This is a genomic window from Kitasatospora misakiensis (assembly GCF_042656005.1).
GTDB classification, from domain to species: Bacteria; Actinomycetota; Actinomycetes; order Streptomycetales; family Streptomycetaceae; genus Kitasatospora; species Kitasatospora misakiensis.
Genome location: NZ_JBHSOF010000043.1, coordinates 29,932 through 42,137 on the forward strand (window position 1 = coordinate 29,932; position 12,206 = coordinate 42,137).

Consider the following 12,206-nt stretch of genomic DNA (forward strand, 5'->3'; position numbering starts at 1 on the left):
AAGATCGCGACCCTGGGTGGCGCGGCGCGACGGCCGCAGAGTGGTGCCTCGTCAGCCCCACCGCACCAACGAACCGCACCGGAGCAGAAGATGACCCACCCCGCCCTCGCCACCCGCACCGCCGTCGTCACCGGAGCCGCCAGCGGTATGGGCGCGGCCACCGCCCGCCTGCTCGCCGCCGGCGGCGCCCGGGTAGCCCTGCTGGCCCGCCGCGCCGACCGGCTGGACGCCCTGGCCGGCGAGATCGCCGCCGCCGGCGGCCGGGCGCTCGCCGTCACCGCCGACGTCACCGACCAGTCCTCGGTGGACGCCGCCGTCCGGGCCGTGCACGACGCCTACGGCCCGGTCGACCTGGTGGTCAACAACGCCGGGGTGATGCTGCCCAACCCCGTCGCGGACGGCCGGATCGACGAGTGGACCCGCATGATCGACACCAATCTCACCGGCGCGCTGCGGATCGTCCGGGCGTTCTCCGGCGACCTCGTCGCGGCCGCCGCCGAGGGCCGCACCGCCGACCTGGTCAACGTCTCCTCCATCGCCTCGCACGTGGTCTTCCCGGACTACGCCGTGTACGGGGCCACCAAGGCGGCGCTCACCCAGCTGTCCGCCGCGCTGCGCACCGAACTGGGCCCGCGCGACGTGCGGGTCAGCGCGATCGAGCCCGGGCTCACCGACACCGAGCTCGGCGGGCACATCGACAACCCGGTGCTGCGCGAGCAGCTCAACGGCATGTTCGCCGCGATGCCCGCGCTGACCGCCGAGGACATCGCCGACCTGATCGCCTTCACGGTCACCCGCCCGCGGCATGTGAACCTCCGCCACGTGGTCGCCCTGCCGACCCGCCAGGCCTAGGGTCCGTCGTCAAGAGCGTCAAGGCGGGGCGCGGGCGCCAAGGCGATCGTGTGGTGATCGTTCCCCGGCTGCCGCGCCCGCCGGTACGAGAGGTACCGGCGGCGCTGCTGGTCCAGACGGGCTGACCGGGGCCGCCGCGGGGACGGCGGCCGGCGGCCGGGGGGCGGACGGGGGCGTCCGGTCGCGGTCAGCGGCGGGTCGCGGTGACCAGGTGGTAGTCGAGCAGGCCGTCCCGCCAGGTGTGGAGGAAGTTGCGGGTCCAGTGGCCGGGCGGGACGGTGCCTTGGAGGTACCGGTCGAGGCCCGGCCAGACGTCAGCCCCGATGGACTCGGTGGCGACGTCGGCGAACCCGGCGGACCCGAGGTCGGCGGTGAAGGCGGCCAGCGGGTGGGGGACGTCCAGACCGTTGGCGAAGCTGCCCAGCAGGATGCTCAGCCGCTCGGCGACGTCCGGCCCCTCGGCGGAGAAGAAGGTGGTCACCACCAGCCGGCCGCCGGGGCGCAGCACCCGGGCCGCCTCGCGGGCGAAGCCGGTCAGCTCGCGGAAGTGCTGGGCCGCCTCGACCGAGTACACGCCGTCCAGCGAGGCGTCCGCGAAGGGCAGTTCGTCCGCCGAGCCGAGGCTGTAGCCCAGCCGGTCGGGGAAGGTCGCGAGCGCCCTGGCGTTGACGGTGCGGGCGCGCTCGATCTGGTCGGGGTGGATGTCGACGCCGGTGACGGCGGCGAACCGGAACTCGCAGAGCGCGAGCGCCGCGCCCAGCCCGCGCCCGCAGCCGACCTCGCCCAGCCGCAGGGACTCGGTCGGCTCCGGGAAGGCGCGCAGCACCCGGCGGTAGAGGTTCTCCTGGCTGCGGATCCGGTCCTCGGGTGTCGGCGCGGCGGTGGGGATGGCGCTCCAGTCCCCGAAGTTGATGAATCCGCCCGCGAAGGAGGCGGCCTGTGACAGATCGTCGGCGCCGTAGGTCTGGCGTACCGGTCCTGGGATGCGGTCCTGGCTCATGGCTCGCTCGGGCTCCTCGTGTGTCGTGTCGGCGGCCGCGGTGACGGCGGCGGCCGGTGGGCGGCGACGGGCGGGGGAGGGTCGGGGCTCGTACGCTCCGGTGTCCCCGCGGGCGCGCGCCGCAGTACGTACCCAAACCGGCCGACGGCGGAACTACCCGAAGGGAGTGGTTTCGCGTGAGAAAAGTGCGTGCGGCCCGGCGGGGCGGGTTGGGAGACTGGGCGCCGATCGTTCGAATCCGACGGAGGCGAGGAGCGTCATGGGGATGGGCACGGGGACCGGGACGGGCACGGGTACGGGGGAGGAGCGGGTCGCCCCGCCGCTGACGGGGGGTGAGCGCGAGATGCTGCGGGCGTTCCTGGACTTCCACCGGGGGACGCTGGCGATGAAGTGCGCCGGGCTGACGGACGAACAGCTCAGGCTGCGGTCGAGCCCGCCGTCGACCCTGACGCTGCTCGGGCTGGTGCGGCACATGGCGGAGGTCGAGCGGACCTGGTTCCGGCGGGTCATCGACGGGGAGGACATCCCGCTGGTGTGGTCCGCCGAGGGCGACTTCCAGGCCGCGTACGACGCGAGCGGGGCGGACCGGGCCGAGGCCTTCGCGGCCTGGGAGGCGGAGGTCGCGCACGCCCGGCGGATCGAGCGGGAGGCGGAGTCGCTGGACGTCACCGGGTACCAGCCGCGCTGGAAGGCGGAGGTCTCGCTGCGGCTGGTGATGCTGCACCTGATCCACGAGTACGCGCGGCACAACGGGCACGCGGACTTCCTGCGGGAGGCGATCGACGGGGAGGTCGGCGCGTAGCGGAGTGGTGCCGGCGGGAACCCGCCGCCGGGTCGGTCGGAGGCCCGCCAGGCCGGTGGTGAACGCCGGGCGGGGTGGCAGCCGTACTCGTCACCGTGATGGTGATGACCACGGGACGCGGTGCTGGCAAGCTGGCCGCCATGGCGGAAGCGGCGGGTGAGGCGGGAGTCCGGGAGCTGGTCGCGGGGTGGCTCGCGGCCGAGCGGCCCGGCGACGACGGGCGGGGCGAGGAGGAGCGGGCCGGGCCGGACCAGGTCGGGGGTGGGTGGGCGGTGCCCCCGGCCGGGGCGGCGGTGGTCCTCGCGGCCGCCCGGCGGCTGGCCGGGGGCGGCCCGGGGCGGCCGGGGGCGCGGACGGCGCTCCCGGACGGGCTGCGGATGATCGCCGAGGCGCTGGTGGTGGACGAGCACCCCTCGGCGGCGACGTGGACGGCGACCGATCGGACGGAGGCCGTGGAGTGGGTGGCGCTGCTGCTGCACCGCTTCGGTGAGGACGGCGTGACGATGCTGACGGCGGAGCTGCTGAAGGGAGCGGCCCGGGAAGCGCGCTGAATGCGGCGCGGGTCTGGAAGGTCCTCAGCCGGCCAGCGTCGCCAGCCGTTCGTCCAGCGCCCGGACGACCGTGGTCTCACCGAGGAGCCCGTACAGGCCGCGCGCCGCGCGGAGGGTGCCGACGGCCTCCGGGGCGCGGCCGGTGGCCAGCAGGAAGTCGGCGAAGTGGCGTTCGGCCACCGCGTGCAGATGGACGGCGCCGGAGAACCGGCAGCGCTCCACGGTCTGCCGCCAGGCCTCCTCCGCGTCGCCGTACCGGCCGAGCAGTTGGAGGGCGTGCGCCTCGTTGATCATCGCGGAGAGGTGGAAGACGGCCAGCGGGTGCTCGACGAGCAGCGCGCGGGCCTCCCGGGCGCGCCGCAGCGCGCGCGCCGGATCGCCGGCGAGGCCGTGGAAACCGGCGGTGTTGCTGAGCGCATAAGGGGCGTGCTCGGCGTGGCCGTGCGCCTCCGCGAGGGCGATCGCCCGCTCGCCCAGCCGGACCGCCTCGTCCGGCCGTCCGCCGGCCGCCGTGGTCACGGCCAGCACGGTGAGCGCCTGCACCCGGACGGCGTCGGCGGTGCCGGAGCTGCGGTCGACCGCCCGGCGCGCCAGCTGGTGCGCCTCCGCCGTCCGGCCCCGGCCGCTGAGGGCGCGGGCCGTCACGGCCTCCATCGCGGCGACGGCGGCCGGGTCGCCGGTGCGGCCGGCGGCGTCGAGCCCGGTCCGCAGGCAGGTCAGCCGGTCCGTGCGGCGGCCGACGCTGTAGTAGAGGCCGTCGGCGTGGTAGGCGAGCCGCCACGAGCGGTCGTGGTCGCCGCCCTCGGAGGCGGCGGAGACCAGCCCGCGGACGGCGGGCTCCTCGTCCCGGAACCACTCCAGGATCGAGCGGACGGTGGGCAGATGGGGCCGGGCGGTGCGGTGGCCGTCGGACCGCTGGGCCGGGACGCGGTCGCCCAGGTCCCGTGGCCCGGGGGCGGGCTGGAGCAGGGCGGCGCCGTGGGCCAGCGTCGCCAGATAGTGGTCGGCCAGCGCGGCGGTGGCCGTGCCCCGCTCGGAGGCGTGCCGCTCGTCGAGGAGTTCGACGCCGTACAGCCGGATCAGGTCGCAGCGGCGGTAGCGGCCGGGGGAGATCTCGGTGAGCAGATGGTGCGCGGCGAGCGCGGACAGCGCGCCGCGGGCCTCGGCGGGGCCGCCGCCGAGCAGCGCCGCCGCCGCCGGGACGTCCGTCTCGGTGCCCGGGTGGACGGCGAGCAGGGCCAGCAAGTGGGCAGCCATATCGGACATGTGACGGAGCGTCGAATCGAGCGCGGCGCGCAGGCTGCTGCTGCCCCGGGTGTCCAGGGCGTGCAGCCTGGTCCGCTCGTCGGCGAGCTCGGGCACCAGGTCGGCGATCGCCCAGGCGGGGTGGGTGGCCAGCCGGGCGGCGGCGATCCGCAGGGCGAGCGGCAGCCGGCCGCAGAGCTCGGCCAACCGGGCGGCGGCCTCGGGTTCGGCGGCCACCCGGGGGCCGAGCAGGTGGGCCAGCAGGTGGCCGGCCTCCTCGGCGGGCAGCGGGCCGAGGCGCAGCAGGCCGGCGCCCTCGGTGACCACCAGGTCCTCCAGGGTGCTGCGGCTGGTGACCACGGTCGCGCAGCCGGGGCCGGCGGGCAGCAGGTCGGCCAGCGACCGGGCGTCCGGGACGTCGTCCAGCACCACCAGGAGGCGGCGGTCGCGGCTGAGCGAGCGGAAGAGCGCGGCGCGGGCCGCCCGGTCCTCGGGCAGCTCGGCCTCCGGGACCCCCAGGGCCCGGAGGAACCGGCCCAGGACGGCGCCGGGTTCGACGGGCCGGCCCGGGCCGAAGCCGTTGAGGTCGGCGAAGAGCCGCCCGTCCGGGTAGCCGGGGGCCGCCCGGTGCGCCCACTGCAGGGCGGTGGCGGTCTTGCCGGTGCCGGCCGGCCCGACCAGGACGCCGGGCCCGCCGACGGGGTGCGCTCCGCCGAACCGGTCGGCCAGCCAGCGGAGTTCGGCCGCGCGCCCGACGAACCCGGCCGGTGGGCGCGGGAGTTGGTCCGGGACGGACGGTGAGGCGGTGAACCGGTCATCCCCTGAGGGGAGTTGGCGGGGTGCGGGGGTGGTGCGCGAGGCGGGTTTGCCGCTCGCGAACGGGACCGCCGCCGTGCGCCGGGGGCCCGCGGCCGGGCCCGGGCCGCGCGCCGGCTCCTCCACGAGCACGTCCGACACCGCCGACCGCAGGGCGCGGCCCGGGCCGACACCGAGGTCCGTGGCGAGCCGGCGGCGGGTGCGGTGATAGACGTCCAGCGCGTCCCACGAGCGCCCGGACTGGTTCAGGCAGAGCACCAACTGCGCGGCGAGCGACTCGTTCCACGGGTCGGCCTCCAGCGCGCGGTCGAGGTCGGACACGGCGTCGGCGCCGAGGCCGAGCCGGAGCAGGCGGTCCGTCCAGGCCTCCAGGGCGAGCGTCCGCTCCTTCCGCAGACGGTCGGCGAGCGCGTCCCGCAGATCGGTCTCGGGCAGGTCGGCGAGGGCGGCGGGCCCGTGCCACAGGCCGAGTGCCCGGCGCAGCAGCCCGGCCGCCGCCTCGTCGCCGTCCGGGACGCTCTGCGCGGCGGCCCGGGCGACCAGGTCGTCGAAGAGCAGGGCGTCCACCGCGCCTGCCGGGCCGTCAAGCCGGTAGCCCGGTGGGCGGGTCGACAGGACGAGGTCCGAGCCGGCGATCAGCTTGCGCAGCGCGGCGATGTGGCCCTGCAGCGCGGCCCGGGCCCGGGCCGGGGGAGCGTCCCCCCAGAGCAGTTCGAAGAAGCGTCCGACCGGGACGGTGCGGCCGAGTTCGAGCGCCAGCAGGGCCAGCGTGGCGCGCCGCTTGGCGGCGGCGGGCTCGACGGACCGGCCGTCGGCGGTCCGTAGTTCCACCGGGCCCAGCAGCCGAACGAACACGGATCCTCCCAGGTGAGAGCGGGTGGACGAGGGTCTCCATCCCTGTGCGGGGCGCAGTCTAGCCACGCTGGAGGGTCGTCTTGTGACGGTCGGTGTCCGATTTTGCGAAGGGTGGGGATCTGTCCGGCCGGGGGGTTGACGGGAGCCGGTTCGTCACCCCCGCGCCGCTGGACGGGCGGTGATTCCCCCTCGGTCGTGGACGGCGCGTCCACCCGGGCCGCTCCCGGCGGCCGGGGCCGCGCGGCCGGTGGAGCGGTGTCCGGCGGGTGCGGACGGGGCCGGTGGCGGGCGGATCCGCGCGCCCGCCGGTGGGCGGTGCGGCGTCCGCGCGCGGGGGGAGCGGGTGGGCCCCCGGCGGCGGAGTGGGACGAAGGTCCCAGGGGCGGGGCCGAGGTTGCGGGTCGTCCGGGCGGTGCGCGTGCCCGGCCGTTCGGGAGGACTGCGCGTTCGGGAGGGGCGCCCTGCCCGAACGGGAAACGGCCCCGGAGGCCGCCGGGACGGGCCCCGGGGCTCCGGAGCGGCGGCCGCGACGACCCGTCACCGATGTTCAACGGCCGGGGCGCTGCGGTGGGTTCACCGGCCGGCGGGCGGTGAACCCGAGCCTCCGGGTACCCCGTCGAGCAGGATGCGGGGCCGTCCTGGTGCGCCGCGATACTCGACAGCCGGAAGGGGCGACCATGCTGCGTATGAACGGGCCGCTGCGGATCACCGTCCTCGACAAGGACGCCTACTTCGAGCAGCGCGCGGTGGTGCGCACCCCGTACGGCACCCTGGTGCTGGAGGGGCGGATCGGCGCCTCGCTGGACGTGCGGGCCGACGAGTGGGAGCTGGAGTTGCAGCACTGCGTGCCCGGCGTCGGCTGGCGGCCCAACGTCCGGGTGCTGCCGTACCCGTGGCAGACCACCGGGGACGGCCTGCGCAGCCGGATCGTGCGTAGCAAGGACTGCGACTGGCCGCAGGGCGACCCGACCGAGCGCAACTTCATCCTGCGGCTCTCCGCGACGGTGGCCGAGCGCCCGCTCGCGGCCCCGTCCGCCGCCGACGCGGTGGGCCCGGCCACCCGCGGCGGCCTGCGGACCAGCTCCGGCGCGGACCTCGGCACGGGCGCCGGGTCGGTGCCAGTGCCGGGCGTCCGGGCCGGGGAGGTGCTGCGCGGGGCCTCCGCGGACGCGATACCGACCGGCGCGGACCGCCTGCCGACGGGCCGGGTGGCCCCGGCGGTCTGGCCCGCGCCGACGGCCCGGGCGGTGCCGGCCGAGCGGACGGCACCCATGGCGGGCGCCGAAGGGTGGGCGAGGGGCTGGTGAGGGGGTGGTGAGGGGCCGCTGAGCCCGCTCGCCCCGGGCTGTCCGCACGCTGACGGCGAAGGCATCGACGCGGCGTTCATTACGATCAGGTTTCAGCCACCGACTCAAGACTTGCCATGCGGGCATGTAATCGATTCCAATCGTCGCAACGCGTCGATGTAATCGATTCCACGAGGAGGTGGGGCGACTGTGACGAGCATCAAGGACGTCGCCGCCGAGGCAGGCGTGTCCGTCGCCACTGTCTCGCGTGTCCTGAATGAGCACCCTTCGGTGAGTGAGGACGCGCGGACGCGGGTGCTGGCCGCCGTCGCGTCGCTCGGGTACCGGCCCAACGCCGTGGCGCGCTCGCTGCGCACCGATCAGACCCACACCCTGGGCCTCGTGATCAGCGACGTGCTGAACCCGTACTTCACCGAGCTCGCCCGGTCCGTGGAGGAGGAGGCGCGGGCGCTGGGGTACAGCGTGATCATCGGGAACGCCGACGAGCGGCCGGAGCTGCAGGACCACCACGTACGGACGCTGCTGGACCGCCGGATCGACGGGCTGCTGGTCTCGCCCACCGACGGCGGCTCGCCGCTGATGCTGGACGCCGCCCGGGCCGGGACGCCGATGGTGTTCGTGGACCGGTGGATCCCCGGCGTGGACGTGCCGGTGGTGCGGTCGGACGGGCGGGGCGCCATCCGGGACCTCGTCGCGCACCTGCACCGGCTGGGGCACCGGCGGCTGGCGATCATCACCGGGCCGGCGGCCACCACGACCGGGCAGGAGCGCGTGGAGGCGTTCCGCGAGGCGCTGGAGGAGTGCGGCCTCGACCTGCCGGACGAGTACATCGGCCAGGGCGACTTCCAGGCCGACAGCGGCCGGCGGGCGACCGAGCGGTTCCTCGACCTCGCCGAGCCCCCGCAGGTCGTGTTCGCGACGGACAACCTGATGGCGCTGGGCGCCCTGGACGCCGTACGCGCCCGCGGTCTGCGGGTGCCGGACGACATCGCGCTCGCCGCGTTCGACGACATCCGCTGGTTCGTCCACACGGACCCGCCGATCACCGCGATCGCCCAGCCCACGGGCGAGCTGGGCCGGGCCGCCGTGCGCGCGCTCGTGGACCGCATCGAGGGGCGGGCACCGCGATCCGTGACGCTCCCCGCCCGTCTCGTCGTTCGCCGCTCGTGCGGCGAGAACCCCGCGACGAACGAGAACCCCGCGACGAACGAGAACCCCGCGACGAACGAGAACCCCGCAACGAACAGGAGCCAGACGTGAGCAACGCGGACGAGTTGCTGCGCATCGAGGGCATACGGAAGTCCTTCCCCGGGGTGGTCGCGCTGGACGGCGTCGACTTCGACCTGCGGCGGGGCGAGGTCCATGTGCTGCTCGGTGAGAACGGCGCGGGAAAGAGCACCCTGATCAAGACGCTCTCCGGTGCCCACACCCCCGACGAGGGCCGCATCCTGGTCGGTGGCGAGGAGGTCCGCATCCATGGTGCGCAGGACGCCGAGCGGCTCGGGATCGCCACCATCTACCAGGAGTTCAACCTCGTCCCCGATCTGACGGTCGCCGAGAACATCTTCCTGGGGCGCCAGCCGCGCCGGTTCGGGATGATCGACCGGAAGAAGATGGAGGCGGACGCCGCGGAGCTGCTGGAGCGCGTCGGCCTCAGCGTGTCGCCCCGTGCACGGGTGCGCGAACTCGGCATCGCCCGCCTGCAGATGGTCGAGATCGCGAAGGCGCTGAGCCTGGACACGCGGGTTCTGATCATGGACGAGCCGACGGCCGTGCTGACCTCCGAGGAGGTCGAGAAGCTGTTCGTGATCGTGCGCAAGCTGCGCGAGGACGGCGTCGGCATCGTCTTCATCACGCACCACCTGGAGGAGATCGCCGCCCTCGGGGACCGGGTCACGGTCATCCGGGACGGCAGGTCGGTCGGCCAGGTGCCCGCCGCCACGCCGGAGCAGGAGCTCGTACGGCTGATGGTGGGCCGGTCCATCGAGCAGCAGTACCCGCGCGAGCGGGCCGCCACGGGCAGCGCGCTGCTGTCCGTGCAGGGACTCTCCCGGGACGGCGTCTTCCACGACGTCAGCTTCGAGGTGCGGGCCGGCGAGGTCGTCGGCGTCGCGGGGCTGGTCGGGGCGGGTCGTACCGAGGTGGTCCGGGCCGTCTTCGGGGCCGACCCGTACGACCGCGGGACGGTCCGCGTCTCCGGGGCCGACCTGAAGCGGCACGACATCGGCGCCGCCATGACCGCGGGAATCGGGCTGGTGCCCGAGGACCGCAAGGGCCAGGGGCTCGTGCTCGACCAGTCGGTCGAGGAGAACCTCGGACTCGTCACCCTCAAGTCCGCCACCAGGGGCGGCATCGTCGACCTCAAGGGTCAGCACGACGCCGCCGCGCGGATCGCCGGGCAACTCGGCGTCCGGATGGCCGGGCTCGGTCAGCAGGTGCGCACGCTGTCCGGCGGCAACCAGCAGAAGGTCGTCATCGGCAAGTGGCTGCTGGCCGACACCAAGGTGCTGATCCTCGACGAGCCCACCCGCGGCATCGACGTCGGCGCCAAGGTCGAGATCTACCAGCTCATCAACGAGCTGACGGCGGCCGGGGCCGCCGTCCTCATGATCTCCAGCGATCTGCCCGAGGTGCTCGGGATGAGCGACCGGGTGCTGGTGATGGCCCAGGGCCGGATCGCGGGCGAGTTGTCCGCCGAGGAGGCCACGCAGGACGCGGTCATGTCGCTGGCCGTGAGCAATCCCACTACCGAACTGGAGGCCCCCCGTGGCCGCTGAAACGCTCAAGAGCGGTACGGGCGCCGGTGGCGCCGCGACGTTGCGCCGTCTGCTGCTCGACAACGGCGCGCTGACCGCGCTGATCGTCCTCGTCATCGCCATGTCGGCGCTGTCGGGCGACTTCCTCACCACCGACAACCTGCTCAACGTCGGCGTCCAGGCGGCCGTGACCGCCATCCTCGCCTTCGGCGTCACCTTCGTGATCGTCTCGGCGGGCATCGACCTGTCGGTCGGTTCGGTGGCCGCGCTGTCGGCGACCGTGCTGGCGTGGAGCGCCACGTCGCACGGGGTGCCGGTGGCCGTCGCGGTGCTGCTGGCGCTGGCGACGGGTGTGGCCGCCGGCCTGGTGAACGGCTTCCTGATCTCGTACGGCAAGCTGCCGCCGTTCATCGCGACGCTCGCGATGCTGTCGGTGGGGCGCGGTCTGGCACTGGTGATCTCGGACGGATCGCCGATCGCCTTCCCCGACTCGATCTCCCACCTGGGTGACACGCTAGGCGGGTGGCTGCCGGTGCCGGTGCTCGTCATGGTGGCCATGGGGCTCGTCGCGGCGTTCGTCCTCGGCCGTACCTACATCGGCCGCTCGATGTACGCCATCGGCGGCAACGAGGAAGCGGCCCGGCTCTCGGGCCTGCGGGTGCCCAAGCAGAAGCTCGCGATCTACGCGCTCTCCGGTGTGTTCGCCGCGGTCGCCGGTGTCGTCCTGGCCTCCCGGCTCTCCTCCGCGCAGCCGCAGGCCGCCACCGGGTACGAGCTGGACGCCATCGCCTCCGTCGTCATCGGCGGCGCCTCCCTCGCCGGGGGTACGGGCAAGGCCTCGGGGACGCTGATCGGCGCGCTCATCCTCGCGGTGCTGCGCAACGGGCTGAACCTGCTGAACGTCTCCGCGTTCTGGCAGCAGGTCGTCATCGGTGTCGTCATCGCCTTGGCGGTGCTGCTCGACACGGTGCGGCGCAAGGCCGGGGCCGCCCCCACGGCGCTCGGGGCGCCCGGCGGCGGACGGGGCCGGCAGGTCGCCACGTACGGGCTCGCGGCCGTCGTGGCGGTGGCGATCGTGGGTGCGACGTCGTTCCTGCACGGCGACGCGAAGCCTGGCACGCAGAAGATCGGCCTCTCGCTCTCCACGCTCAACAACCCGTTCTTCGTGCAGATCCGGACGGGTGCGCAGGCCGAGGCGAAGAAGCTGGGGGTGGAGCTGACCGTCACCGACGCGCAGAACGACGCCTCGCAGCAGGCCAACCAGCTGCAGAACTTCACCAGTTCGGGGCTCGGGGCGATCGTCGTCAATCCGGTGGACTCCGACGCGGCGAGTAACCCCGTGCAGGCCGCGGGCAAGGCGAAGATCCCGGTCATCGCCGTCGACCGCGGCGTCAACAAGGCCGAGGTGAACGCGCTGGTCGCCTCCGACAACGTCGCCGGCGGCGAGCAGGCGGCGAAGGCCGTCGCCGAGAAGCTCGGCGGCAGCGGGAAGATCGTGATCCTCCAGGGGCTGGCCGGTACCTCCGCCGCGCGCGAGCGGGCCGAGGGCTTCGCCAAGGGACTGGAGGCGTACCCGGGGATCGAGGTCGTCGCGCAGCAGCCGGCCGACTTCGACCGGACCAAGGGGCTCGACGTCATGTCGAACCTGCTCCAGGCACACCCGGACGTCCAGGGTGTCATCGCGGCGAACGACGAGATGGCGCTCGGCGCGGTGAAGGCGCTCGGCTCCAAGGCCGGCGAATCCGTGCAGGTCGTCGGCTTCGACGGAACTCCCGACGGACTGAAGGCGGTCGAGCAGGGGACGCTGTACGCGTCCGTGGCCCAGCAGCCCTCGGAGCTCGGGAAGATCGCCGTGGACAACGCGGTCAAGGCGATCAAGGGTGAGAAGGTCGAGGAGACCATCAAGGTGCCGGTGAAGGTGGTCACGAAGGAGACCGTGGCCGGGTTCACCGGCTGAGACGGGAAGAAGGGGTGGCCGGAGTGCCCGCGGAAGCGGGGCTCCGGCCGCCCTGTTTCGGATGT

General features: G+C 74.6%; 9 protein-coding genes. 7 read left to right on the plus strand and 2 right to left on the minus strand.

The features are described from left to right. The first annotated feature begins 90 nt into the window (after positions 1 to 90). Entirely contained in the window at positions 91 to 852 is a 762-nt protein-coding gene (locus ACFP3U_RS27320) for an SDR family oxidoreductase (RefSeq protein ID WP_380228361.1), read from the plus strand. 187 nt (positions 853 to 1,039) lie between these two features. On the opposite strand, the gene ACFP3U_RS27325 is transcribed toward ACFP3U_RS27320, so the two are convergent. Beyond that, positions 1,040 to 1,852 (minus strand): class I SAM-dependent methyltransferase, encoded by an 813-nt coding sequence (locus ACFP3U_RS27325; protein WP_380228362.1) that lies wholly within the window; start codon positions 1,850 to 1,852, stop codon positions 1,040 to 1,042. Positions 1,853 to 2,117: 265 nt separating this feature from the next. Here ACFP3U_RS27325 and ACFP3U_RS27330 point away from each other — a divergent pair, with 265 nt between their 5' ends. Both ACFP3U_RS27330 and ACFP3U_RS27335 read left to right on the plus strand, forming a co-directional pair. Then, positions 2,118 to 2,654 carry a DinB family protein gene (locus ACFP3U_RS27330; RefSeq protein ID WP_380228363.1) on the plus strand — a complete coding sequence of 179 codons (537 nt, stop codon included), beginning with the start codon at positions 2,118 to 2,120 and terminating at the stop codon, positions 2,652 to 2,654. Between the two features lie 104 nt (positions 2,655 to 2,758). After that, entirely contained in the window at positions 2,759 to 3,205 is a 447-nt protein-coding gene (locus ACFP3U_RS27335) for a hypothetical protein (RefSeq protein ID WP_380228364.1), read from the plus strand. Positions 3,206 to 3,229: 24 nt separating this feature from the next. On the opposite strand, the gene ACFP3U_RS27340 is transcribed toward ACFP3U_RS27335, so the two are convergent. Then, on the minus strand, positions 3,230 to 6,121 hold the full coding sequence (locus ACFP3U_RS27340) for an AfsR/SARP family transcriptional regulator (RefSeq protein WP_380228365.1): 2,892 nt from the start codon (positions 6,119 to 6,121) through the stop codon (positions 3,230 to 3,232). 677 nt (positions 6,122 to 6,798) lie between these two features. Between ACFP3U_RS27340 and ACFP3U_RS27345 the strand changes: the two genes are divergently transcribed. From ACFP3U_RS27345 to ACFP3U_RS27360, 4 genes are all read left to right on the plus strand, one after another. Beyond that, the gene (locus tag ACFP3U_RS27345) at positions 6,799 to 7,428 is read left to right on the plus strand and encodes a hypothetical protein (protein ID WP_380228366.1); all 630 of its coding nucleotides are present in this window, start codon (positions 6,799 to 6,801) and stop codon (positions 7,426 to 7,428) included. Positions 7,429 to 7,617: 189 nt separating this feature from the next. Continuing rightward, positions 7,618 to 8,688, plus strand: coding sequence for a LacI family DNA-binding transcriptional regulator (locus tag ACFP3U_RS27350; RefSeq protein WP_380228367.1), 1,071 nt, complete (start codon positions 7,618 to 7,620; stop codon positions 8,686 to 8,688). Then, positions 8,685 to 10,205 carry a sugar ABC transporter ATP-binding protein gene (locus tag ACFP3U_RS27355; protein WP_380228368.1) on the plus strand — a complete coding sequence of 507 codons (1,521 nt, stop codon included), beginning with the start codon at positions 8,685 to 8,687 and terminating at the stop codon, positions 10,203 to 10,205. The genes ACFP3U_RS27350 and ACFP3U_RS27355 overlap by 4 nt, the downstream gene beginning before the upstream one ends. After that, complete coding sequence (locus tag ACFP3U_RS27360) at positions 10,195 to 12,141, plus strand: ABC transporter permease/substrate-binding protein (RefSeq protein WP_380228369.1); 1,947 nt, start codon at positions 10,195 to 10,197, stop codon at positions 12,139 to 12,141. Before ACFP3U_RS27355 ends, ACFP3U_RS27360 begins: the two co-directional genes overlap by 11 nt. The last annotated feature ends 65 nt before the right edge of the window (positions 12,142 to 12,206 follow it).

Excerpts from the sequence above, each read along its gene's own strand:
- ACFP3U_RS27320 (WP_380228361.1), top strand. The coding sequence starts at position 91 with ATGACCCACCCCGCCCTCGCCACCCGCACCGCCGTCGTCACCGGAGCC.
- ACFP3U_RS27335 (WP_380228364.1), top strand. The coding sequence starts at position 2,759 with ATGACCACGGGACGCGGTGCTGGCAAGCTGGCCGCCATGGCGGAAGCG.
- ACFP3U_RS27345 (WP_380228366.1), top strand. The coding sequence starts at position 6,799 with ATGCTGCGTATGAACGGGCCGCTGCGGATCACCGTCCTCGACAAGGAC.
- ACFP3U_RS27325 (WP_380228362.1), bottom strand. The coding sequence starts at position 1,852 with ATGAGCCAGGACCGCATCCCAGGACCGGTACGCCAGACCTACGGCGCC.
- ACFP3U_RS27330 (WP_380228363.1), top strand. The coding sequence starts at position 2,118 with ATGGGCACGGGGACCGGGACGGGCACGGGTACGGGGGAGGAGCGGGTC.